This window comes from Photorhabdus asymbiotica (assembly GCF_003634575.1).
In the GTDB taxonomy this organism is placed as follows: Bacteria; Pseudomonadota; Gammaproteobacteria; order Enterobacterales; family Enterobacteriaceae; genus Photorhabdus; species Photorhabdus asymbiotica.
Genome location: NZ_RBLJ01000001.1, coordinates 391,236 through 414,520, shown reverse-complemented (window position 1 = coordinate 414,520; position 23,285 = coordinate 391,236). Strand labels below are relative to the sequence as shown.

General features: G+C 39.9%; 23 protein-coding genes and 2 pseudogenes. 19 read left to right on the top strand and 6 right to left on the bottom strand.

Translation table 11 applies throughout. The annotated features are described in order from the left end of the window. Positions 1-194: 194 nt before the first annotated feature. A complete protein-coding gene (gene pspF, locus BDD30_RS01705; protein WP_041381807.1) occupies positions 195-1,199 on the bottom strand; it encodes a phage shock protein operon transcriptional activator in 1,005 nt (334 codons plus the stop codon). A gap of 176 nt (positions 1,200-1,375) precedes the next feature. Between pspF and pspA the strand changes: the two genes are divergently transcribed. From pspA to tyrR, 6 genes are all read left to right on the top strand, one after another. Continuing rightward, the gene (pspA, locus tag BDD30_RS01700) at positions 1,376-2,047 is read left to right on the top strand and encodes a phage shock protein PspA (RefSeq protein ID WP_015834086.1); all 672 of its coding nucleotides are present in this window, start codon (positions 1,376-1,378) and stop codon (positions 2,045-2,047) included. A 35-nt stretch (positions 2,048-2,082) separates the two neighbouring features. Beyond that, on the top strand, positions 2,083-2,310 hold the full coding sequence (gene pspB, locus BDD30_RS01695; protein WP_015834087.1) for an envelope stress response membrane protein PspB: 228 nt from the start codon (positions 2,083-2,085) through the stop codon (positions 2,308-2,310). Next, positions 2,297-2,650, top strand: coding sequence for an envelope stress response membrane protein PspC (pspC, locus tag BDD30_RS01690; RefSeq protein WP_015834088.1), 354 nt, complete (start codon positions 2,297-2,299; stop codon positions 2,648-2,650). Before pspB ends, pspC begins: the two co-directional genes overlap by 14 nt. 229 nt (positions 2,651-2,879) lie before the next feature. After that, complete coding sequence (locus tag BDD30_RS01685; RefSeq protein ID WP_015834090.1) at positions 2,880-4,277, top strand: YcjX family GTP-binding protein; 1,398 nt, start codon at positions 2,880-2,882, stop codon at positions 4,275-4,277. Next, the gene (locus BDD30_RS01680) at positions 4,274-5,335 is read left to right on the top strand and encodes a YcjF family protein (RefSeq protein WP_015834091.1); all 1,062 of its coding nucleotides are present in this window, start codon (positions 4,274-4,276) and stop codon (positions 5,333-5,335) included. Before BDD30_RS01685 ends, BDD30_RS01680 begins: the two co-directional genes overlap by 4 nt. 369 nt (positions 5,336-5,704) lie before the next feature. After that, the gene (gene tyrR, locus BDD30_RS01675) at positions 5,705-7,288 is read left to right on the top strand and encodes a transcriptional regulator TyrR (RefSeq protein WP_015834093.1); all 1,584 of its coding nucleotides are present in this window, start codon (positions 5,705-5,707) and stop codon (positions 7,286-7,288) included. A gap of 41 nt (positions 7,289-7,329) precedes the next feature. Here the strand turns inward: tyrR and tpx are convergent, their stop codons facing one another. Next, entirely contained in the window at positions 7,330-7,833 is a 504-nt protein-coding gene (tpx, locus tag BDD30_RS01670) for a thiol peroxidase (RefSeq protein ID WP_015834094.1), read from the bottom strand. Positions 7,834-8,011: 178 nt separating this feature from the next. Here tpx and BDD30_RS01665 point away from each other — a divergent pair, with 178 nt between their 5' ends. Next, positions 8,012-9,634: a peptide ABC transporter substrate-binding protein gene (locus BDD30_RS01665; protein ID WP_015834095.1), complete on the top strand. Its 1,623-nt coding sequence runs from the start codon at positions 8,012-8,014 to the stop codon at positions 9,632-9,634. A gap of 233 nt (positions 9,635-9,867) precedes the next feature. After that, positions 9,868-10,022: pseudogene (locus BDD30_RS01660) on the top strand (Arm DNA-binding domain-containing protein); the annotation flags it as partial. A 17-nt stretch (positions 10,023-10,039) separates the two neighbouring features. On the opposite strand, the gene BDD30_RS23350 reads toward BDD30_RS01660, so the two are convergent. Further along, positions 10,040-10,240 carry a hypothetical protein gene (locus tag BDD30_RS23350; RefSeq protein ID WP_162470162.1) on the bottom strand — a complete coding sequence of 67 codons (201 nt, stop codon included), beginning with the start codon at positions 10,238-10,240 and terminating at the stop codon, positions 10,040-10,042. A gap of 16 nt (positions 10,241-10,256) precedes the next feature. Next, positions 10,257-10,448, bottom strand: a complete 192-nt coding sequence (locus BDD30_RS01655) for a hypothetical protein (protein ID WP_041381810.1) — start codon at positions 10,446-10,448, stop codon at positions 10,257-10,259. A gap of 182 nt (positions 10,449-10,630) precedes the next feature. On the opposite strand from BDD30_RS01655, the gene BDD30_RS01650 reads away from it, so the two are divergent. From BDD30_RS01650 to BDD30_RS01620, 7 genes and pseudogenes are all read left to right on the top strand, one after another. After that, a complete protein-coding gene (locus BDD30_RS01650) occupies positions 10,631-10,933 on the top strand; it encodes a hypothetical protein (protein WP_041381812.1) in 303 nt (100 codons plus the stop codon). Beyond that, positions 10,930-11,283, top strand: a complete 354-nt coding sequence (locus tag BDD30_RS01645; RefSeq protein WP_015834098.1) for a hypothetical protein — start codon at positions 10,930-10,932, stop codon at positions 11,281-11,283. The genes BDD30_RS01650 and BDD30_RS01645 overlap by 4 nt, the downstream gene beginning before the upstream one ends. A gap of 178 nt (positions 11,284-11,461) precedes the next feature. Next, positions 11,462-11,800, top strand: a pseudogene (locus BDD30_RS01640) (phage tail tip fiber protein); the annotation flags it as partial. 71 nt (positions 11,801-11,871) lie between these two features. Beyond that, positions 11,872-12,855 (top strand): zinc transporter ZntB, encoded by a 984-nt coding sequence (zntB, locus tag BDD30_RS01635; RefSeq protein WP_015834100.1) that lies wholly within the window; start codon positions 11,872-11,874, stop codon positions 12,853-12,855. A 557-nt stretch (positions 12,856-13,412) separates the two neighbouring features. Further along, positions 13,413-14,306, top strand: a complete 894-nt coding sequence (gene ttcA / locus BDD30_RS01630) for a tRNA 2-thiocytidine(32) synthetase TtcA (protein ID WP_015834101.1) — start codon at positions 13,413-13,415, stop codon at positions 14,304-14,306. Between the two features lie 860 nt (positions 14,307-15,166). Next, positions 15,167-15,499 (top strand): DMT family transporter, encoded by a 333-nt coding sequence (locus BDD30_RS01625; protein ID WP_015834102.1) that lies wholly within the window; start codon positions 15,167-15,169, stop codon positions 15,497-15,499. A 48-nt stretch (positions 15,500-15,547) separates the two neighbouring features. Further along, on the top strand, positions 15,548-15,847 hold the full coding sequence (locus BDD30_RS01620) for a putative hemolysin (protein ID WP_015834103.1): 300 nt from the start codon (positions 15,548-15,550) through the stop codon (positions 15,845-15,847). 151 nt (positions 15,848-15,998) lie between these two features. Here BDD30_RS01620 and dsbB read toward each other — a convergent pair whose 3' ends face one another. Continuing rightward, positions 15,999-16,508, bottom strand: coding sequence for a disulfide bond formation protein DsbB (gene dsbB / locus BDD30_RS01615; protein WP_015834104.1), 510 nt, complete (start codon positions 16,506-16,508; stop codon positions 15,999-16,001). 159 nt (positions 16,509-16,667) lie between these two features. Then, on the bottom strand, positions 16,668-18,209 hold the full coding sequence (gene nhaB / locus BDD30_RS01610) for a sodium/proton antiporter NhaB (protein ID WP_015834105.1): 1,542 nt from the start codon (positions 18,207-18,209) through the stop codon (positions 16,668-16,670). 222 nt (positions 18,210-18,431) lie between these two features. Between nhaB and fadR the strand changes: the two genes are divergently transcribed. The 4 genes from fadR (at position 18,432) to BDD30_RS01585 (ending at position 23,206) form a co-directional block, all read left to right on the top strand. Continuing rightward, positions 18,432-19,151, top strand: coding sequence for a fatty acid metabolism transcriptional regulator FadR (fadR, locus tag BDD30_RS01605; RefSeq protein WP_015834106.1), 720 nt, complete (start codon positions 18,432-18,434; stop codon positions 19,149-19,151). A gap of 524 nt (positions 19,152-19,675) precedes the next feature. Further along, positions 19,676-20,974, top strand: a complete 1,299-nt coding sequence (locus BDD30_RS01600; protein WP_041381816.1) for a D-amino acid dehydrogenase — start codon at positions 19,676-19,678, stop codon at positions 20,972-20,974. Between the two features lie 14 nt (positions 20,975-20,988). Continuing rightward, positions 20,989-22,062, top strand: a complete 1,074-nt coding sequence (dadX, locus tag BDD30_RS01595) for a catabolic alanine racemase DadX (protein ID WP_015834108.1) — start codon at positions 20,989-20,991, stop codon at positions 22,060-22,062. A gap of 391 nt (positions 22,063-22,453) precedes the next feature. Next, positions 22,454-23,206, top strand: coding sequence for a MipA/OmpV family protein (locus BDD30_RS01585; RefSeq protein ID WP_015834109.1), 753 nt, complete (start codon positions 22,454-22,456; stop codon positions 23,204-23,206). The last annotated feature ends 79 nt before the right edge of the window (positions 23,207-23,285 follow it).

The window sequence follows — 23,285 nt, the reverse complement described above, 5'->3', positions numbered from 1 at the left end:
AAACGCTGTGATAGTGATTAATGAGAAAAATTCTCAATAAAGTGCTTTACAAAACGTATTGAGAAACATTATCATCTGGATCGCACTTCCGGGTAATAATTTTTGTTATTCCAGGAAGGGCACGACATTGCTCACATTGCTTCCAGTGTTTTTTTAGCCAGCTCGGGTGCTGGCTTTTTTTTATTTACATTCGATCATTTATTACCTGTATTAATATCGTGTTTCTTGATTAAGCCTCGTAACTGATTGTAGGTCAACCCTAGTTTTTCCGACGCTTTTCTCTGATTGAATTTACTCTCGTTTAATGATAATTCGATCAATTGCCGTTCACTATCATGTTGCCATTGCTTCAGATTAACGGGTAGAGAAGGCAGAGGCTGTGAAGATGAATCGTTATGATCACCCGTATTAACTAAAGGGGATTGCGCAGAAACGAACGGGTTGATAATGATATTGCCAAGCTGATTGGGATTTTCGCCATGACGATAAACCGAACGTTCCACAACATTTTTCAGTTCACGAATATTACCGGGCCAGTTGTAATTCTGTAGCTGGTGTTTTGCTTGTGCTGTGAAACCGGTAAACAAGGGCAAATTAAGTTCGCGGCACATTTGAATAGCAAAGTGTTGTGCCAGCAACATGATGTCCTGTTGTCTTTGTCGCAATGGTGGGATCTGAACTACATCAAAAGCTAGCCTATCAAGTAAATCAGCGCGAAATCTACCTTGGGCTGCCATTGCAGGTAAATCATCATTAGTTGCGCATACTAATCGAACATCGACCTGTAATGACTGGCTGCCGCCAACACGTTCAAGATAGCCATATTCAATGACGCGTAGCAATTTTTCCTGAACTTGCATTGGCGCGGTTGCTAGTTCATCAAGAAATAGGGTTCCCCCATCTGCACGTTCAAATCTACCTTGATGCCTTTTTTGTGCGCCAGTAAATGCGCCAGCTTCATGACCAAATAGTTCTGAATCTAATAAATTCTCGTTTAAAGCAGCGCAATTTAGGGAAATAAAGGGACCTTGCCAACGAGGAGATAGATAATGTAGACGGCGGGCAATCAATTCTTTGCCGGTTCCGCGTTCACCAATAATAAGTACCGGTTTATTTAATTTTGCCAGAGCGGATACTTGCTCCAAAATTTCAATAAAACCGTTTGCTTCACCTAATAGATTTTCTGTGATTTCATTCATGGTTATTTTAACCAATAGTTGGTCATTATGATCACTTTATTTTGTCGTCATAAAAAGTCAAAGAAAAAATATCTCTTTATATTTCATGTAAATAAAACGAATAAAAAAGTTGGCATGACTCTTGATATGTAATATTCACAGTATCGATAAATCTTAGTTAAAGAGGATAATTTACTATGGGCATTTTCTCTCGTTTTGCTGATATCGTGAACGCCAACATCTCTTCATTACTGGATAAAGCGGAAGATCCGCAGAAAATGATTCGTCTGATGATTCAGGAAATGGAAGATACTTTAGTTGAAATTCGCTCAACCTCTGCACGCACTTTGGCAGAGAAAAAACAGTTGTCTCGTCGTATTGCGGCAGGTGAACAGCAACTATGTGATTGGCAAGAAAAAGCTGAGCTGGCACTAAGTAAAGATAGAGAAGATTTAGCTCGGGCGGCATTGATCGAAAAACAGAAAGTTTCTGCTTTATTGGATACATTGCAACACGAACTGACCATACTGGAAGAAACACTTGAGCGTATGAAAGGAGAAGTTATCGAGCTTGAAAACAAGCTCAGTGAAACTCGTGCCAGACAACAGTCGTTGGCTCTGCGCCATCAGGCTGCTGCCTCTTCCCGACAAGTTCGTCGTCAGTTAGACAGTGGTAAGATTGATGAGGCAATGGCTCGTTTTGAGCAATTTGAACGTCGTATTGATCATATGGCAGCCGAAGCGGAAACTATGGGTATGGGAAAACAAAAATCGTTAGAACAGCAGTTTGCTGAATTAAAAGCAGATGATGAAATCAACGCGCAGTTAGCAGCAATGAAGGCTAAAATAAATGCTAAAGAACAACATTAATTATGGTGTATTCAACTAACCATTAAGGAATAGTAATGGGTTTTATATTTCTTGGCATTCCATTGATGATCTTTGTGCTTTTTGTTTTACCCATCTGGTTGTGGTTGCATTATAACAACCGGAATTCGAACCAAAGCCGGTTAGAACAACATGAAATTCAGCTTCTGGCAGAGCGTGTACAACATATGCAGGCACGAATCAAAATACTGGAAGATATTCTGGATGCGGAACACCCTGGTTGGAGGCAATATGGCAAATTATAACCGCCGGAAATTGTACAGAATACCTGAAAAGGGCAGGATCAAAGGTGTTTGCGCTGGGTTAGCTCATTATTTTGGCGTACCAGTAGGCTTAATTCGAGCAATGGCTGTATTGTCGTTGTTTTTGGGGTTGTTTGGTTTAGTTGTTATTGCTTATATCATACTGGCTTTTGTATTGGACCCAGCCCCGATGGATTATATCGAAGAGGCTGGCCCTTCAGTACAAAAACTATTGAATGAGGTGGATTATCAGTTAAAAACGGGTGAACTTCGTCTACAACAAATGGAGCGTTATGTTACCTCAGAAACATTCAGCGTTCGCAGTCGTTTCAGCCAGCTTTAATAGCTAGGATTGTGTATTGCCTGGCTATTGAATATTAAAATGAAAAATCGTTATCTGTCAGGCTGGTATATACCCAATAGATTTCGAGTTGCAGCGTGGCGGCAAGTGAACGAATCCCCAGGAGCATAGATAACTATGTGACTGGGGTGAGTGAAAGCAGCTAACAAAGCAGCAACTTGAAGGATGAAGGGTATAATAAAATTATTATGATATTTACTATAGGAGAGACATGAAACGGTTGCAAAATGAATTAACGGCGCTTGTTAACCGTGGGATGGATCGTCATTTACGGTTAGCGGTTACAGGGTTAAGCCGTAGTGGTAAAACAGCTTTTATCACATCTTTGGTCAATCAATTACTTCATGCACACAGCGGTGCTCGGTTGCCGCTATTTTCTGCTGTACGTGACGGACGTTTACTGGGAGTGAAACGGGTTCCTCAGCGCGATTTGGGAGTTCCGCGTTTTGCATATGATGAAGGATTGGCTGCGCTTTATGGTACACCTCCTTCTTGGCCGATACCTACACGGGGTGTCAGTGAAATCCGTCTGGCACTTCGTTACCGTTCTAACGACGCTTTCCTGCGTCATTTTAAAGAAACCTCCACGTTATATCTGGAAATTGTGGATTATCCCGGCGAATGGCTACTGGATTTACCCATGCTGGCTCAAAGTTATCTGGCATGGTCACGTCAGATGAATAGTTTACTACAGGGGAAAAGGGCTAAATGGGCAAAATCTTGGTTGGAACTTTGCAAACAGTGTGATCCACTGGCACCGGTAGATGAGAATCTATTGGCTACTATTGCTCAAGCATATACGGAATATCTGATTAAATGCAAAGAGCAAGGTTTGCATTTTATTCAGCCGGGGCGATTTGTTTTACCGGGTGAAATGATGGGCGCTCCGGCTTTACAATTTTTTCCGTGGCCGGATATCGACTATATCGTTGAATCACAATTTGCTCAGGCAGATCCACATACGAATATTGGTATGTTGCGTAAGCGTTTTGAATATTATTGTCAGTCGGTAGTGAAAGGATTTTATAAAGAGCATTTTTTGCGTTTTGATCGGCAGATTGTATTGGTAGATTGTTTACAGCCATTAAACGGTGGACCGCAAGCCTTTAGTGATATGCGTTTGGCGCTGACACAATTAATGCAGAGTTTTCATTATGGCAAACGAACACTCTTCCGACGCCTGTTTTCTCCTTGTATTGACAGGCTGATGTTTGCTGCCAGTAAAGCTGATCACGTTACCTCTGATCAGCATGCCAATCTGGTTTCCTTATTACAACAGTTGGTTCAAGAGGCCAGACAAAACGCTGCTTTTGAAGGCATCAGCATGGATTGTGTTGGTCTGGCATCGGTGCAGGCGACAGAAAATGGAATGATTGAACATAATGGCGAAAAAGTTCCAGCGCTGAGAGGACACCGGCTGGCAGATGGCAAGTCACTGACATTTTTCCCTGGTGAGGTGCCGCTGTGTTTACCAAAGGATGATTTTTGGCAAAAACAGGGGTTTTGTTTCGAAGAATTTAGTCCCCGCCAAGTGAATGCTGATACACCATTACCTCATGTTCGGTTGGATACCGTGCTGGAATTTTTATTGGGAGATAAAGTGAAATGACGGATTCTCTGAGGCAAAGAATTGACTTCGAAGATCCCTTGCAGGTGTCATCAGAGCCGGTTTTAAAGCCAGCTCAGGTCTTTGATGGGAAAAATAGAGAAAATTTCTCTCTTTTTTCACCAGAGCTTGAGGCTGAAGAACGCGAAGGTCAGGTAGAAGGAATCGTCAATGCAGCATTGAAACCTAAACGCAGCTTCTGGCGTAAAATAGTATATAGTGCTTTGGTTTTACTGGCAGTGAGTATTGTTGCGCAGTCTGTACAGTGGATTTATCAGTCATGGCAGCAACAGGATTGGAGCGCATTAGGTGCGGCAGTGGCAGGAGGAATGATTGTATTTGCCGGTGTGGGTTCTATTATCAGTGAGTGGCGTCGTCTTTACCGGCTAAGAATGCGAGCTGAAGAGCGCGATACAGCGAGAGAACTATTGCAAAATCATGGCGTAGGTAAAGGCCGTGAGTTTTGTGAGAAGTTGGCAAGTCAGGCAGGTATTGAGCACCATCCTGCATTACAGCGCTGGCAGGCTGCTTTGCATGATACACATAATGATCGTGAAGTGGTGGTATTATACGGTAAATTGGTTCAGCCGGTTCTGGATTCTCAAGCAAGGGCTGAAATCAGCCGCTATGCTGCGGAATCAGCATTAATGATAGCAGTGAGCCCGCTAGCAATTATTGATATGGCATTTATTGCCTGGCGTAATATCCGGCTGATTAATCGCATTGCTGGTCTGTATGGTATTGAATTGGGATATTTCAGTCGCATCCGGCTTTTTCGCCTTATTTTGATTAATATCGTTTTTTCTGGTGTTTCAGAGGTAGTGAGGGAAGTAGGTATGGACTGGTTATCGCAGGATATTGCCGCGCGTCTTTCTGCCAGAGTAGCACAAGGGATTGGTGTAGGTTTACTGACTGCTCGGCTTGGCATTAAAGCAATGGAATTATGTCGGCCATTGCCTTGGATGGAAGGTGATAAACCTAAATTGGGAGATTTTCGTCGTCAGTTAATCACTCAACTTAAGAATATCGTTCCAAATAAATCTAAGAACATAGTTGATTAAGTGATATATACTTTAAATTTGTATAAAGCACAAAATATCCAGATAACGGCAACGTTTTACGTTATTTTATTCACCTGTCTTATAATCGATCTTAGAATTTATTTATTTTAGTGAAGGTTTCAATTTATTACATAAAAAACCGGGGACCGGTCAATTTTTACTGACAGAATGCTTCATATGGATAATAGTGTAGAGTAATATTAAAAAAAAATTATAGATATTAGTGTATACCCAATAAATTTCGAGTTGCAGCGCGGCGGCAAGTGAACGAATCCCCAGGAGCATAGATAACTATGTGACTGGGGTGAGAGAAAGCAGCCAACAAAGCAGCAACTTGAAGGATGAAGGGTATAAATAAGGTCAAAACAGATGCGCTTAGAAGTTATTTGCCATGATCGAATCGGGTTGACTCGTGAATTGCTCGATTTACTGGTATTACAGAACATTGATTTAAAAGGGATAGAAATATCCCAAACTGGCCGGATTTACCTTAATTTTTCACAAGTTGATTTCAATACATTCCGTCGGCTGATGGCAGAAATTCGCCGTATTAATGGTGTTATTGATGTTCGTACAGTCTCTTTTATGCCTTCAGAAAGAGAGCATAAAGCGATGTGTGCACTGTTAGAGTCTTTGCCAGAGCCTGTTTTTTCAGTTGATTTAAAAGGAAATATTGAGTTAGCTAACTCAGCCGCGTTTAATCTATTCGGCGCCAGTGAAGAACAAGCTTATCAAAAACCTATTAGCCAGTTTATCAGCGGTTATAACTTTTCGCGCTGGTTTGAAAATAAAAATGCCCAGCAGCGTGTAGAAAGGATAACTCTTAAAGGTCAGGACTACCTGATGGACATTATTCCAATTCAGCTGACTGATGAAAAGCAGCAAACGCAGAGTGTGGGTACAGTGATTATGCTCAAATCTGCCGCCCGAATAGGTCACCAGTTGAAAAAACTGACGGTTAATGATAACAGTGAATTTGAAAAAATTATCGCAGTTAGCCCGAAAATGATTCAAGTTGTCGAGCAGGCTCGCAAAATGGCGGTATTGGATGCGCCTTTGTTGTTGATTGGTGAGACAGGAACGGGTAAAGATATTTTGGCAAAAGCTTGCCATTTACACAGTTTGCGCGGGAAACAACCGTTTCTAGGATTGAATTGTGCATCTATGCCGGATGATGTGGTGGAAAGTGAGCTGTTTGGCTATGCGGCTGGCGCTTATCCTAATGCCATTGAAGGGAAAAAAGGTTTCTTCGAGCAGGCTAATGGTGGAACCGTTTTATTGGATGAAATTGGTGAAATGTCACCACAGATGCAAATTAAGCTGTTGCGTTTTCTTAACGATGGTACTTTCCGCAGAGTAGGGGAAGAAAACGAAGTTAAAGTGAATGTCAGAGTTATCTGTGCTACACAGAAAAATCTGGTTGAATTAGTACAACGAGGGGAATTCCGTGAAGACCTCTATTATCGCCTTAATGTGCTGGCTATTACGCTCCCGCCGCTACGTGAGCGTAAAGCGGATATTATGCCGCTGGTTGAATACTTTATTGATCGCTTTTCTGAAGAACAAGGGATACCGAAACCTAAACTATCTCCTGAAATTGCTAACTTCCTGACTAGCTACAGTTGGCCCGGTAACATAAGGCAGTTACAGAATGCTATTTATCGGGCGTTGACTCAGCTTGAAGGTATGGAGTTGAAGCCGCGGGATATATTACTGCCAGAATTTGAAACCGAGATTTCTTTTAGTGAGGATGTGTTTGATGGCTCTTTAGATGAAATCAGTAAACGTTTCGAACGCTCAGTATTGACCCGTCTTTATCGTCACTACCCAAGTACCCGTAAATTGGCTAAACGACTTGGCGTATCGCATACCGCGATTGCTAATAAATTGAGAGAATACGGCTTGAGTAGCAGGAAACATGCTACCAAGTATGATTCGGATGATGATGAGTAAAAATAATGCCCATTTTGGTGGGCATTATACAATCAATGGATTTATTTCAGTACAGCGAGTGCGCTGTCGTAATCTGGCTCATTAGTAATTTCATCAACCAATTGGCTGTAAATCACTTTATCGCTTTCATCAAGTACAACTACTGCACGAGCTGTAAGACCTCTCAGAGGGCTGTCGCTGATAGCCACGCCATAATCTTTACTGAAAGTATCGCCACGCAGAGTAGAAAGAGTGACAACATTTGATAATCCTTCCGCACCGCAGAAACGGGACTGTGCAAAAGGTAGGTCAGCAGAAATGCATAGGACAACAGTATTCTCCAGGTCATTTGCTACCTGATTAAATTTACGTACTGATGCAGCACAAACACCGGTATCAATGCTTGGAAAGATATTCAATACCTTACGTTTTCCAGCATAGTGGCCGAGGGAAATATCGGAGAGATCTTTGGCTGTTAGAGTAAAATCTTTCGCTTTTTCCCCTGATTTTGGGAATTGGCCACTGACGGAAATATCATTGCCCTGAAATTTTACTGTTTGTGTCATAGTCTTCTTCCTCTGATAAAATGAACCATAGCTTTTCAGTGTAGAAGAATATTCGGCTCTTGCCCACAAAAATAGCGCCTATAAAGTAAAATTGCCTGATTGTGTCATTTTGACAATGGCTTATAATTCGGCACTGGAATATTTTTTTATACTACATATACACAAGGTAGATTACCTTATGCGCTATTTCAGGCTGACTTCATGTGCATTACTTATTAGTAGTTCTTTTATCACCGTTTCTGCCTTTGCTGCAGAAGTTCCTCCTGGCACTCAGCTAAATGACAGACAAGAGCTAGTGCGTCACCTTAAAGACGAGCCAGCATCTTTAGATCCGATTAATGCTGTAGGTCTGACAGAAGCTCAGATTCAGCGTGATTTGTTTGAAGGGTTGGCAAATCAGGATGCGTATGGCAATGCGATCTCTGGGGTAGCGACAGAATGGAAAACAGCAGATAACAAAATCTGGTTTTTTACATTGCGTTCTGATGCCCGTTGGTCAAATGGGGAGCCGGTCACTGCTGCAGATTTTGTTTATAGCTGGCAGCGGTTGGTTAATCCGGCTAATACTTCGCCTTTTGCTTGGTTTACGGCACTGGCAGGTATTGAAAATGCACAAGAGATTATTGACGGCAAATTGCCACCAGAAAAACTGGGTGTTAAGGCCGTTGATAAACATATATTACAGGTTAAATTGGACCGGCCCGTTCCTTATTTTCCTAATTTGACGGCGAATTTCAGTCTCTATCCAGTTAATAAGAACGTAGTAGAAAAATATGGAAAAGATTGGATAAAGGTTGGCAATTTGGTAGGGAATGGTGCTTTTAAATTACATGATCGAGTTGTTAATGAAAAAATTGTTCTGACACCAAATCCTTATTATTGGGATCATAAAAAAACAGTTCTAACCAAAGTTACATTTGTGCCGATTAATCAGGAATCACATGCAACTAAGCGTTATCTGGCAGATGATCTGGATATTACCGAATCCTTCCCTAAAAACATGTATAAAAAGTTGCAACATGAATTACCCGGGCAAGTATATACACCCGATCAATTGGGGACCTATTATTACGCTTTTAACACACAACGCGCACCAACTAATGATGCCAGAGTGCGTAAAGCGCTTTCTATGACGATTGATCGCAAAATCATTGCGGAAAAAGTATTGGGGACAGGAGAAAAACCAGCCTGGCGCTTTACGCCGGATGTGATAGCAAGTTTCCATCCTACAATCAGTGACATGGAACAGCGCACACAGGCGGAACTGGATCAGCAAGCTAAAACTCTGTTGCAGATTGCGGGTTATAGTCCGAACAATCCGTTGAAACTTTCTCTGCTCTATAATAGCTCGGAAAATCATCAAAAGATTGCTATTGCTGTTGCTTCCATGTGGAAGAAGAAACTGGGGGTGGAGGTGAATCTGGTTAATCAGGAATGGAAGACGTATATTGATAACCGTAATACCGGTAATTTTGATGTTATTCGAGCATCTTGGATTGGCGATTACAATGAGCCATCCACATTTCTAAGCCTGTTGACTTCAACGCATAGCGGCAATATTGCTAAATTCCACCAGGCTAATTACGACAGACTCTTACGGGCAGCTAGCGTACAAACAGATGATGCTCTGAGAAACGATGACTATAACAAAGCGGAGCAGATAATTGCTGAGCAGGCACCGATTGCACCGATTTATCAATACACTAACGGCAGGTTGATAAAGCCTTGGTTAAAAGGATATCCAATCACCAATCCAGAAGATGTAGCGTATAGTCATACTATGTACATTATTAAGCATTGATTGTATACGAGTTGTTTTTAATGTTTTTCTATCGTTTTTAGTTTCTCTTATCCGCCTTGTTTTATGGGCGGATTTTTGTTTTTTTCTATCATTGATTATCCATAAGAGCCTATATTTTTTACCGGTTTAATTGATGGTATTATAGTTTTGCTGTTAAAAATATGATCAAAAATACCGATGATTTCGAGAAATCATGACGGTATCTTGGTTAAATTAATAGTAAGGATAATAGCGTGCTAACCGATACAAAATTAAAGTCATCAAAGCCAGAAAGTAAGCAATACAAGGTCTCAGACCGTGACGGGTTGTATATTGCTGTGTTGCCGGCGGTACCGTCTTATTTCGATACGATTGCCGCATCAATGGGAGGAGTGAGACACTCACGATAACGCTAGGAATTTATGCTCAGAGTTGCAAAAGAGTGTGAATCTTCTCAGTGATTTGTTTTTCTCTTTTGATTAATTGTTCGTTATCCGTAGGAATTATTCCAGAGGCTATTTGACATTCTGAAAAGAGAATATCTTTCAGGGCATCCTTTTGTACAGGTGAAAGCAGTTGTAACATTGCAATCACGATCCGCTCTGTAGCTGTGATGCTGATTTCCAATTCACAAACAGCTTCATTAATTGTTCTGCCACAACAGCAGTAACAAAACTTTCAACCGATCCTTGATAAATTCATCGTCGGTATTATTGTGAGTGGAAGTATAACCTTTATCTATGACATTGAGTATCCGTTCTTTTTCTTTGTCATCAACTCCTATTGATGAACTGACGCCAGAATTTGGACGGTTTGTTGAATTAAGCAGCAGCACCAAGGATGGCTTAAATCTGAAACATCTTAATCATTGCCTGTATATACAAATTTCATATTAAAGTAATACATGTCGCTTATTTGTGATACAAAATACATTGATGTTTTGTAAGTTATTTTGAGTTGTTCAGATCTGTTTCATAGTGTATTTTGTATATACAGATTAACCACGAGTTAGAGCACATGAAGTTCTTGATATCATCAAACATCAGGTTGAAATTAGCAGGCAAAAGCCCGCCTGTTAATGAAGAAGATATACTCCAATGTTTTTCTAATCGGGTTGGATGCTTTCTTGAAGATACAAGGGAAGATAACAGAACCGATCCACCCACTAAATGGTTTATATCCGAAACTGATTATGGTGTTAAGTTAAAAATAGTCTTTATCTATTACCCTGAAAAGGGGATTGCGATAAGGACAGCTTATGCACCTAACGAAGATGAATTGAGAATTTACAGAAAATATGGTCTAGGAACAGAGAAATGAGCAATCAAACTGATAAGCGAGCAAATGGCCTGATAGCTTCCACTGACGAAGCATGGGAAAACGGTGAGCTTGGTTGTAGTGAGGCTCACATTAAAGTATCTAATGATATAACAGATGATCTGATTAACGATGCGCTGGAGTTACAGCCGATTTCAATCAGATTAAACAGGTCTCTGATAGAAGACTTGAAAATGATAGCCGATCTTAATGGCTTAGGTTATCAGCCATTAATCAGACAAGTTTTGAATCGTTTTGCTGATAGTGAGAAAAAACGGATACTCGCCGAAGCTCACAGTAAAATAATGAGAAGTGAAAAAAGAAAATCTAATAAGCATCATAAAGCTGCTTAACTACATATACCCAATAGATTTCGAGTTGCAGCGCGGCGGCAAGTGAACGCATCCCCAGGAGCATAGATAACTATGTGACTGGGGTAAGTGAACGCAGCCAACAAAGCAGCAACTTGAAGGATGAGGGGTATATACCGTAAAAGCGGGACTTAACTATGACGGTTAATATTATAGTGCCGGCATGGTTATCTGCGCCGAAGTAAAGAACGGTAAAGTTAGTACGAATATTGGGTTCAGCGCTGAAACTTTTGGTATTTTAAATCCGGCGAATAATAAGCTTGAATCTGTCTTCTTTATCAAGAACGGGCAAGTGTTTATGCGTGCGTTCATTGATAAAACGGTTATTCAAGAGTTGCTGGTGGGTGTTGACACTAAATTTCTTAATTATGTTCTGAATAAGTCTGGTTTGCATATTGACATGAGAACCGGGGTATTTGAAGTAAATGGAATTTCTGGTGGCTATAGAATGAAGATAACCATGAGGCTTTTATTGACTCATATTTTTAAATGTGCTTAACATTTGCAAGCATAAGCAGTTTGGAAACAGCATGGTATACAGCAAAGCATTTAACAGATAAGGAGCTGGATGTGGAAATAATTTATGGTTCATTGTTGAAAGATGCTGATGCTGTCTATGCCTGTCAATTTGACGGTAAGGGCGGTATTACACCAATTGATATCAATGTATTAGCCACACCAGCTCAACCTTTCTGGCAACATCTGGATTACCATAATCCCAAGAGTTATCAATGGATTATGGACACGGATTTGTTACCAGAGCTTATCAAAGCAGGATTAGCAGGGGAGAGTTTAAGGCCGAAAGTAATCCGTACTGGTGACGGTACGATGATCACTCTCCGAACAATTAATAACAATGAAAGTGAACGCCCGGATCAATTGGTGACGTTCCGTATTTATATCAATGCTAAAGTCATTATTTCCAGCCGCCATCGTAAAGTTCATTCACTTGAACAGGTGCTAAGCGATTTACAAAATGGTATAGGAGCGAAAACGACTGGGCATTGGTTGGTAGAAATGATTGATGCTATAACCGATGAAGTGGGTAATTTTATTGAAGATCTGCATGATAACCTTATTGAGCTTGAGAATATGACTCTGGAGCAACAAATGCCAGGGCGGGGTGAATTAGCTTTGCTGCGTAAGCAACTGATTATTCTACGTCGTTATATGGCCCCTCAGAGAGATGTATTTTCCCGTCTTGCCAGTGAAAAATTCCCTTGGATGAGTGATGAGGATCGTCGTCGGATGCAAGAAATTTCCGACCGTTTGGGGAGAGAGCTGGATGATTTGGATGGCTGCATCGCTCGCACAGCAGTTATTGCTGATGAAATTGCTTCAATGATGGCGGATGCCATGAATCGTCGTACTTATGCCATGTCACTACTTGCTATGATCTTTTTACCAACAACATTCCTAACCGGATTATTTGGCGTCAACCTTGGTGGTATTCCTGGTAATGAATATTATTTGGGTTTCAGTATCTTTTGTTTATTACTATTGGGATTGATTTTATTTGTTGCGTGGTGGTTAAGGCGAAGTAAATGGTTATGAAAGCCAAATAGCTATTTGGAGAAATAAAACATAATTATCGGAGTGTTTTGCTAAAACTAGTTTCTAATTTGAGATATATCAATGTTCATCAAGAATACTTCAGGCATTATGACTCCCGCAGGTGAAAGCAACGTTAAGCGATGAACGTTGTGCTCCATAATTGTAGTTTTTCTCACATTGAATCTTTATATAAATTGCCCATTCCTGTGCCGATGTTATTTTTTAATGTCGGCTTTTTTTATTTTTCATTATTATCCTAGTTAGAATAAGAAACTAATAAATTAAAATTAGGGTGAAAAATAAATTACCGCGCTGAAATATGTCTAAAACGGTACTTCTACGGAAAAAATCATTGTTCATTCGGATCAGGGTAGTTAATCCGGAAACGACGATAGCTGGCTGTAGTCGCTCGTCTTTAGCGAAAATTGCTGATTGGGCGGGGAGTAGTTACCTACAGATATGTTTCAAACAAAAAGAAAAATCCGTATAATCCCCTTCCTGCAAAAATCTATATAGGAAATCCATGGTCGATATAATCGACAATGTGAGAAGTCATGATGAATCAGAAAGATACGAGAAGAGAGACACTTGAATTCAACAAGCTCCAGAAACGCTTAAGGCGGAATGTTGGCAACGCTATTATTGATTACAATATGATTGAAGAAAATGATGTTGTAATGGCATGTATCAGCGGTGGCAAAGATTCATTTGCGATGTTAGATATCCTATTGAATCTGCAAAAGGTTGCACCTGTAAAATTTAAAGTAGTTGCAGTGAACCTTGATCAGAAGCAACCGGGTTTTCCTGAGCACATTTTACCTCAATATTTTGAAAGTTTGGATATTCCATATTATATCGTAGACAAAGATACATTCTCAGTTGTTAAAGAGAAGATACCGGAAGGTAAAACCACATGTGGGTTATGTTCAAGGCTTCGCCGTGGAACACTTTATTCTTTTGCTGAAAAAATTGGGGCAACAAAAATTGCACTTGGACATCATTTAGACGACATTGTCGAAACTCTGTTTCTTAATATGTTCCACGGCTCACGTATGAAAGCTATGCCTCCAAAGTTACGATCTGATGATGGACGTAACGTAGTCATAAGGCCACTAACATATTGTCGAGAGAAAGACCTTATTAAGTATTCGGAATATAAAGAATTTCCAATCATTCCTTGTAATCTATGTGGTTCTCAAGAAAACCTACAGCGGCAGGCGATTAAAGCTATGTTGGTAGATTGGGATAAGAAAACCCCAGGCAGGGTGGAGAGTATTTTCAAATCCATACAAAATGTTAGCCCAAGCCAATTAGCAGATAAAACGCTTTTCGACTTTGTCAATTTGCCGCTGTATCGTGGAGGTGAAAGAGAAGAATACGCATTTAACGAAGCCGTAGTATCGTCGACTAACATTGATGAATCTATGTTTATTGATGTCACAAACATTTAAAAATACATACCAAATTGATAGCACGTTATTGTGCCAATCAACATCTTTCTGTATACCCCAGAGCAGTCTTTATTACAGGCTGCTTGCATTCTATTTTTGTTCTCTGTTAAAAATATAGGATCGTCCTGCTAAATCAATACTTTTACTTAACATTCGTAATTGACAAATATGGCCTTGAATTGTTTCTGGTGAAACCTTTTAGGCTCTTCGAATATTAAAACCATGGTATTTATTAAATATCTTCTTTCAACATTTGGAAATAAAATTGCATTTTAGTTGTTTATGATGATTTCTTAAAATGACCGTATTCATAAAATCCAGAATACTCTGAGTATGGAATGAGTTCTGTGCTTGCCACTCTGGATGTCAAATCAATTGTGTGAGAAGATAAATAGGGAAACACAAAAAACTGTTTCTTTCCATATTATTTTTGTCTTCGAATTTATTTAAACATAACTGTTTAATTTAGACAACATAAATTCTTTATAGTTTCAGTTTTATTGCTTGGTTAGATAATAGGATTATCTTTAACATATAAATATACTGATTTATAATCCTATAGTGCTATATTTTTATTAGATAATTGTCAAGATTATTGTGTTAAATAATTCTGTCCTGAATCTCAAAGTTGGAACCTGTCATTAGCTCTTTCTTCCGTTTCTGGTAGAATCTCTTTAATATTTTTTATCCATCGGGAATCCTTCCGTAGACCCACTGTCAATAATATGTAAATGGGGTTTAGAAAGTGAAATATATCATTTTTGTTACGTTACACCTTAAAGAGTTTGTGATAGATTCAGCCCGTTTTTATCTATTAGTGTTGAACAATTGGTTTTTTTTCTGCAATAGAGAGTAAAGATATGAATGGATTTGTATATTTAGCAATGGCAATTGTGGCTGAAGTCGTAGCAACGGCTTCATTAAAAGCCTCCGATGGGTTCAGTAAATTGTTTCCTTCTATACTGGTCATCGTTGGGTATGGTATCGCTTTCTGGGGATTATCTCAGGTAGTCAAAGTTGTTCCATTAGGAATTGCTTATGCGATATGGTCTGGCCTTGGTATTGTGTTGGTTTCCATTGCGGCGATATTTTTATATCAGCAGAAGTTGGATTGGGCGGCTATTTTAGGTATGGTGCTCATCATTGCTGGTGTGATGGTAATAAATTTGCTTTCTAACAGCAGTGCACATTAATTAACTACGTTACTTGGTTTTCCCTGAATCGTTTTTTGGAGAAGAGAGATGCTAAATTTCAGCGATAAGAAAGGATTCAAAACAGCCTTATTAGGGGGAATATTCTTTAATTGTGCTTTATTGTTTGGCTGTAGTAGTCAAGCAGGGAAAACATTTGCCCAACATCAGGCAATACAATATTCTCAGTCAGAAATTAGCCTTGGAGATGATGCCAAAGCGACATGTATTTATGCAGGTGGGACGCCTGCATTAGCAATACAATTAAATGGTATGCAAGTACCCGTTTGTCAATTAGCGAATGGTAAACGTTGTGATGAAAGGGCATTGTTGCAGGGTTTTTGTGCATAAATTTGATGTAGCGATCAAGCAACTAAAATGCCCTGTTTGTTATGAGCAGGAACATGCCGTTGGGAACTCTGGTAATAGAGATTCCTTAGGCATGATTCCACGGGTATGTTTGATTCATCAGACAAACATTTTCAGCAGTCTGAGTTGGAAGTTATTTACGGTCAAAAAATTGGCTGATTAACACTAATACTGCAACCACCAGATAGGTGGCAAAAATACCGACTAGCCATTGTGGCATCTCTAATGACAGGAATTGCCATTGCTTTACTGAACAGTCACCATAGGCTTCAAATACAGAAGGAAGCCATTGATTTAATGCTAGCCATGAAGGAAAGTTGACTAAGAAATCACAGGTATTAAATGGAGAAGGATACAACTGAATCATAGTATGTTCCCACGCCAGTTTCAGGCCACTCCAGGCACTGTAGATCCATAAAATAATAGCCAGCCAACGTAGTGGCGTTTTTGGTGCTATCGCGCCCAGTAATCCGGCACCTAATACACCAAACAGAGCGACTCGCTCATAAATACACATCACACAGGGCTGTAATTTCGTCACATGTTGAAAATATAATGCTAAACCTTCCAGTATCAGGGCAGTAAGCGTCATTAACAACCATGCGTTTCGTCCTTGAGAACAGTGGGTTAAAAATCGAATCATTTCCTTTTTTCCGTGTAGATAAGGTAAGCAATAGAACATCTATTCTGCCGACTTACCTGCAACAAAAAAAGTCAATTAAGGTAAATTTGATTTTTTCAGGTAAAAAATGAAGCCGTATTGAGCTACCTCGTGCTCGATACGGCATGAATTTCTTACTGGTTATGGTAAAACGATTAATCCCCACTGAACCATCATGTCAGTGACCGGAATTAACAGAAATTCCACGCACAGCAAACCAACTAGAGTCATTACAATGGTATAGGGTAATGCCATTATGACCATTCGTCCGTAAGAAAGGCGAATCAATGGTGATAATGCTGAGGTTAACAGGAACAAGAATGCTGCTTGCCCGTTAGGTGTTGCAACAGAAGGCAGATTAGTGCCGGTATTAATAGCAACTGCCAGATATTCATATTGTTTATGTGAGATCAGGCCATCTCGCATAGCAGCCATAGCTTCATTGATATAAACCGTACCAACAAATACGTTATCTGATACTGCGGAGAGTAAGCCGTTAAATAGGTAAAACAGAGAAAGCTGTGAAGCTTCAGAAGATTGTAAAACGAACTGAATAAATGGAGTAAATAATTGTTGATCAACTATCACTGCAACAACGGAGAAGAATACTGTCAGTAATGCAGTGAATGGCAATGCTTCTTCAAACGCTTTACCTAAAGCGTGCTCTTCCGTAATGCCACAGAACGAAGTGGTAAGAATAATGACAGAAAGACCGATCAGACCAACTTCTGCCAGATGAAATGCTAAAGCAATGACTAGCCATATACCTATTAATGCCTGAGCAATAAGCTGTGTTTTTTCCTGCCGGGTTCGTTTTGTACTGGTTTTTTTATCATAATCTTCCAGTACCTGCCGGACACGTTCCGGTAATTCTGCGCCGTAACCGAATAGCTTAAAACGTTCGACCAGGAAACAGACTAATAATCCACAGATAAAGACAGGTAGTGTGACTGGAGCCATGCGAATAAAGAAAGTGACAAAATCCCAGTTAACGTGTTTGGCGATAATCAGATTTTGTGGTTCGCCTACCATTGTCATCACACCACCGAGTGCAGTACCTAGACCTGCATGCATCATCAGGCTGCGCAAGAAAGCACGAAATTGTTCAAGGGTCTGTTTCTTTTCTGCGGTATTAATGTGACCATTATCATTAATTACATCATGTTGATTAGATATAAAGTTGTTATAGATAGAATAGAAGCCAAGGGAAACACTGATAACCACCGCGATAACCGTCAGGGCATCAAGAAATGCAGAGAGGAATGCACTGGCTAGGCAGAATGCTAAAGCAAGCATTCGCTTAGATTTTATGGAAAGAAGTAGTTTAGTGAAAACGAACAACAATAACTGCTTCATGAAGTAAATCCCTGCAACCATAAATATCAGTAACAGGATAACTTCCAGATTATTAGCAATTTCATGACCAATTTGTTGAGGCGATGTCATGCCGATGATAACAGCTTCAATGGCCAACAAGCCACCTGGTTGTAATGGATAACATTTAAGTGCCATTGCCAAAGTAAAGATGAATTCGGCAACAAGCAACCATCCTGCAACAAATGGGTTGATGAAAAAGAATACAAGTGGATTGATGATAAGAAAGCTGAAGATAGCTAGCTTATACCAATCTGGCGAGTTGCCGAGAAAGTTTTTTGTCACTGCTTGTCTGATACTGGTTTTCATTATGATTAAAATTCATCCAAGTATGTAAGGTTGTATTCATTAAACAATAGTACTCTTTAATACAAAATATTTTAAGAGAGATTAGGGATAATTAAGTTGTTAACGTATCTTTTTTATGGTCATTTTTCTGGTTTCTAGACTAGATCGCTATATTGGGGTTGCGGATTCTGATATAATTTCATCTATTATTAGTTGAAATAATCGCGTTGGAATAACAAAAATATGGTCATTAAGGCTCAAAGTCCCGCAGGTTTTGCGGAAGAATATATAATTGAGAGTATATGGAACGGCCGTTTTCCTCCTGGCTCTATTCTGCCAGCAGAGCGTGAATTATCTGAGTTGATTGGTGTAACAAGGACTACCCTACGTGAGGTATTGCAACGTTTGGCTCGTGATGGCTGGTTAACTATTCAACATGGCAAGCCAACAAAAGTGAATAACTTTTGGGAAACATCGGGCCTTAATATTTTAGAAACTCTGGCCCGTCTTGATCACGATCGTGTTCCTGAGTTGATTGATAACCTATTGGCAGTAAGAACGAATATTGCCGCAATATTTATCCGTACTGCTTTCAGGCACAATCCTGCTCAGTCATTGGAAGTGTTAGCAGAAAAAGAGCATGTAGAAGATAGTTCAGAGTCATTCAGCGCTTTGGATTATGACATTTTCCGCGGGCTGGCTTTTGCTTCAGGTAATCCAATTTATGGGCTTATTATCAATGGGTTGAAAGGGCTTTATACCCGTGTAGGACGTTATTACTTTTCTAATCCTGAAGCACGCAAATTAGCGATGAACTTTTATCAGCAATTGGCGACGTTATGCCGTGATAAATCTTACGATAAGGTCATGGAGTGCGTGCGTAACTATGGTAAAGAGAGTGGTGTAATTTGGCATAGCATGCAAAGTACAATGCCGAGTGATTTGTCTGAAGTTTGTCGTTGATATCTCATTAGTATTTTTGCTTAACTTCAAGTCTGATCTTGATCTATTAATTTCAAATCAAAATTATTTTGAATTGACCCGAGGTAGAGTACTCTGCCTCGGGAATTTTGTTTTTTCGTTCTTCTTAGTCCCATGTCAATTATCAATGTGTTTATTTTAGAATATTATTCTTGTTTTTTGGTTTTTGTTTGAATTTTTATTTCGATTAATTGATGGTTATTGGTATCTTGTGGGTGTTTGATTGATTCACGCTATTTCAGACAAAAAGCCAAGAATAGTTACTGGATATGAAATAATTAGTATGCGATCCACAACACGATTTTTGTTTTAATTTTATGATTTTAATGTCATTTTTTATAAATTATCTGTGCGCAAATAACAAATGAAATTGTTGCGTAATTGTAATCTAATTGTGACCTGAATCATAAATATAGATTATTGACGTTACCGATGATTGTTCTATATTGGCTTTTTATAAACAGCATATTATGCTTGCCTAAATTTTTTATCATCAGGGGACCATGATGAAAATCCTTGTCTTAGGTAGTGGTGTTATAGGTGTAACCAGTGCCTGGTATTTAGTGCAGCAAGGTCATGAAGTAACTGTTATTGATCGTCAAGAAAGTGCCGCAGAGGAAACCAGTGCTGCTAATGCCGGGCAGATTTCTCCTGGATATGCGACCCCATGGGGAGCACCAGGTATTCCACTGAAAGCGATTAAATGGATGTTTCAACGCCATGCTCCATTGGCTATTCGACCTGATGGCTCATTGTTTCAGTTGCGTTGGATGTGGCAGATGTTACGTAATTGCGATGCGAGTCACTATGCGATAAATAAAAGTCGGATGGTACGGTTAGCAGAGTACAGTCGTGATTGTATCAAACAACTGAGAGCAGATACTGGTATTCAATACGAAGGTCGCCAGGGAGGAACCCTTCAGTTATTCCGTACCAATAAGCAGTTTGATAATGCGGTGAATGATATAGCAGTTCTTGAACAGGAAGGTGTTCCTTACAATCTATTAACCGCGGATAAACTGGCAACAGTAGAGCCGGCACTGGCGCATGTTGCCCACAAACTGACAGGCGGCTTGCAATTACCTAATGATGAAACAGGAGATTGTCAACTTTTTACCAAAGAGCTGGCAAAGATGGCAAAAACGGCGGGTGTGACGTTTTTGTTTAATAAACAAGTCAAACGGTTGTTGGTAGAAGGGCATTGTATTACTGGCGTACAGTGTGAAGATGGTGTCATGACGGCAGATAGTTATGTTGTTGCGATGGGGGCATACTCTACTGATCTGTTGAAAGATCTTGTCAAAATCCCGGTATACCCACTGAAAGGTTATTCATTAACTATGCCTATCGTGGATGCGGAATGGGCGCCGGTATCTACTGTGTTGGATGAAACATATAAAATTGCTATGACCCGGTTTGATAATCGTATTCGTGTTGGCGGAATGGCGGAGATTGTGGGTTTTAATTTAAATATTCTTAAAGCTCGTTGTGAAACACTGAAAATGGTGGTGCAGGATCTCTATCCGGAAGGTGGGAATATTGCTCAAGCTAATTTTTGGACGGGTTTACGTCCAATGACACCAGATGGAACCCCAATTGTTGGGCCAACGGAGTATAACAATCTCTATTTAAATACAGGACATGGTACGTTGGGATGGACAATGGCATGTGGTTCCAGTCAGTTACTGGCTGATCTTATTTCAGGTAAGAAACCCGCCATTGCATCTGATGATCTGTCAGTATTTCGTTATATTAATGGTCTCAATACAAAACCTGGGCTACTTAGCCACCAATTACACACTTGAACTGAGGGGTTAATATGCCACGTCCGATTTCGGCAACTATCCATCTTGATGCATTAGAGAATAACCTAGCTGTTATTCGTAATAAGGTTGGTAATAGTAAGATCTGGGCTGTAGTTAAAGCAAATGCCTATGGTCATGGTTTGCGTTGTATATGGCCGCATCTCGATCAAGCAGATGGATTTGCCTTACTTGATTTTAATGAGGCCATTTTATTGCGGGAGCAGGGTTGGCAGAGGCCAATATTGCTGCTGGAAGGTTTTTTCCAACCGGAAGATTTGCGAATAATTGATGAATACCAATTGACGACAGTAGTACATAGTCATTGGCAGCTTAAAGCAATAGAAGCGGCTAATTTTAGTCATCCAATCAATATTTATCTTAAACTTAATAGTGGTATGAATCGGTTAGGATTTCCTGCCGATCAATATAGAGAAGTTTTATCGTTGGCAAAGAATATTCGACAAATTGGACAAATAACGTTGATGTCGCATTTTGCGAATGCAGATAAAAAGATTGGCGTTACTGAACAACTTAACGTTATCGATTCGGTCAGTCAGGGCTTGAATATTTCTCAATGTTTGGCTAATTCGGGGGCTTGTCTATGGTATCCACAAACTCATAGAGATTGGGTACGTACTGGTATAGCCCTTTATGGTGCTTCACCTAGTGGAAAATGGGAAGACATTGCAGATGTTGGGTTGAAAGCAGTAATGAGTTTGAAAAGTGAGATTATTGCGGTTCAGAATCTCAAGGCAGGGGACAAAATTGGTTATGGCAGTAAATATACAGCACCAGGTCCTATGAGAGTCGGCACAGTTGCTTGTGGTTATGCTGATGGTTATCCTCGTTGCGCAATGACTGGAACGCCAGTTATTGTAAATGGCGTTAGAACCCAAATGTTAGGTGCAATATCAATGGACATGATGACAGTGGATTTAACGCCTTGCCCGCAAGCACAAATTGGCAGCCCTGTCGAATTATGGGGGCAAAATCTGCCAGTGGATGATGTGGCTGGCGTTCCTGGAACTATTGGATATGAATTGTTGTGCGCATTAGCAGAGCGGGTTCCGGTATCCGTATGTCGTTAGATTTTGGATTGGGCAGTTTGCCCTGAAAGATGGAATATTACTGATATTATTGAAAGAAATGCGTTATTGGTTTCACTAAATTAATATATCGTTGTTTCATATATATAATCTGTATATTTTTACTAGTAAGACTAATTAGCGTTTAAGCATATGATGCGCTTTGAGCAAAAGTAGAACTTTATTACTTGGAAATCAGGAGAATGACTTTTACACTTGAAACCGGATAATTGCATATACCCTATGGATTTCAAGATGCATCGCGGCGGCAAGGGAGCGAATCCCCGGGAGCATAGATAACTATGTATGTGACTGGGGTGAGTGAGTGCAGCCAACAAAGAGGCAACTTGAAAGATGACGGGTATACATCATTGTTTATAGGAAATCGTTAATAATGGCCAATAAAGCTAAAATTCTAGCCGCAGTCGCAGCTTTTTGTCTTTCTTCATCTGTAGCCTATGCAGGGCAGTGGTCAATTGGCGCATCTGTTCTGGCTGAGGCATCACCTTATAAAGGAGTAAAGAATAAAGATAAAGTATTGCCTGTTCCAATGGTGAATTATGAAAGTGAAGATTTCTACTTTCATACTTTAGCCGCTGGGTATTATTTGTGGAATCAACCGAAAGATCAATTGTCTTTAGATGTTTATTATTATCCTCAAAGTTTCCGTCCAAAAGATAACAAAGATGAACAGATGAAAAAACTGGATCGTCGTCGTGATACCATTATGGGTGGTTTCAGTTATCGTCATATTGAAGACTGGGGGACGTTACGTAGCTCTTTTGCTGCGGATACTTTGGGTAAAAGTAAAGGTGTGACGGTTGACCTTGCTTATCTGTATAGTTTTGAAAATGATGATTGGTCATTACAGCCGGGACTCGGTGTGGTTTGGAGTAGTAAGAAACAAAACCGCTACGAATATGGAATTAAAGGTAGTGAGTCACGTCGTAGTGGACTAGAAAAATATACGCCAGGTGATAGCTGGACTCCTTATTTGGAATTATCTGCCAGTTATAAGTTTAATCAGAAATGGTCTGCATTTATGATGGGGCGCATTGAACGTTTACCTGATGAAATTAAAGACAGTCCGATGGTTAATAAATCATATTCAAGTATCGCTTGGGCAGGTATTACGTATAGTTTTTAATTGCTATCAGCGATAATACCAGAGAAAAACTGAGTCCAATCCTGTTGATTTATGGATTCAGTTTTTTGTTGGAAAGTAA

Bases quoted from the DNA above. Each gene is read 5' to 3' on its own strand.
- fadR (WP_015834106.1), top strand. From the start codon at position 18,432: ATGGTCATTAAGGCTCAAAGTCCCGCAGGTTTTGCGGAAGAATATATA.
- ttcA (WP_015834101.1), top strand. From the start codon at position 13,413: ATGAATCAGAAAGATACGAGAAGAGAGACACTTGAATTCAACAAGCTC.
- BDD30_RS01620 (WP_015834103.1), top strand. From the start codon at position 15,548: ATGCTAAATTTCAGCGATAAGAAAGGATTCAAAACAGCCTTATTAGGG.
- pspC (WP_015834088.1), top strand. From the start codon at position 2,297: ATGGCAAATTATAACCGCCGGAAATTGTACAGAATACCTGAAAAGGGC.
- tpx (WP_015834094.1), bottom strand. From the start codon at position 7,833: ATGACACAAACAGTAAAATTTCAGGGCAATGATATTTCCGTCAGTGGC.
- dsbB (WP_015834104.1), bottom strand. From the start codon at position 16,508: ATGATTCGATTTTTAACCCACTGTTCTCAAGGACGAAACGCATGGTTG.
- nhaB (WP_015834105.1), bottom strand. From the start codon at position 18,209: ATGAAAACCAGTATCAGACAAGCAGTGACAAAAAACTTTCTCGGCAAC.
- BDD30_RS01645 (WP_015834098.1), top strand. From the start codon at position 10,930: ATGAGCAATCAAACTGATAAGCGAGCAAATGGCCTGATAGCTTCCACT.
- BDD30_RS01600 (WP_041381816.1), top strand. From the start codon at position 19,676: ATGAAAATCCTTGTCTTAGGTAGTGGTGTTATAGGTGTAACCAGTGCC.
- BDD30_RS01585 (WP_015834109.1), top strand. From the start codon at position 22,454: ATGGCCAATAAAGCTAAAATTCTAGCCGCAGTCGCAGCTTTTTGTCTT.
- BDD30_RS01650 (WP_041381812.1), top strand. From the start codon at position 10,631: ATGAAGTTCTTGATATCATCAAACATCAGGTTGAAATTAGCAGGCAAA.
- pspA (WP_015834086.1), top strand. From the start codon at position 1,376: ATGGGCATTTTCTCTCGTTTTGCTGATATCGTGAACGCCAACATCTCT.
- pspF (WP_041381807.1), bottom strand. From the start codon at position 1,199: ATGAATGAAATCACAGAAAATCTATTAGGTGAAGCAAACGGTTTTATT.
- pspB (WP_015834087.1), top strand. From the start codon at position 2,083: ATGGGTTTTATATTTCTTGGCATTCCATTGATGATCTTTGTGCTTTTT.
- BDD30_RS01680 (WP_015834091.1), top strand. From the start codon at position 4,274: ATGACGGATTCTCTGAGGCAAAGAATTGACTTCGAAGATCCCTTGCAG.
- dadX (WP_015834108.1), top strand. From the start codon at position 20,989: ATGCCACGTCCGATTTCGGCAACTATCCATCTTGATGCATTAGAGAAT.
- tyrR (WP_015834093.1), top strand. From the start codon at position 5,705: ATGCGCTTAGAAGTTATTTGCCATGATCGAATCGGGTTGACTCGTGAA.
- BDD30_RS01685 (WP_015834090.1), top strand. From the start codon at position 2,880: ATGAAACGGTTGCAAAATGAATTAACGGCGCTTGTTAACCGTGGGATG.
- BDD30_RS01665 (WP_015834095.1), top strand. From the start codon at position 8,012: ATGCGCTATTTCAGGCTGACTTCATGTGCATTACTTATTAGTAGTTCT.
- BDD30_RS01625 (WP_015834102.1), top strand. From the start codon at position 15,167: ATGAATGGATTTGTATATTTAGCAATGGCAATTGTGGCTGAAGTCGTA.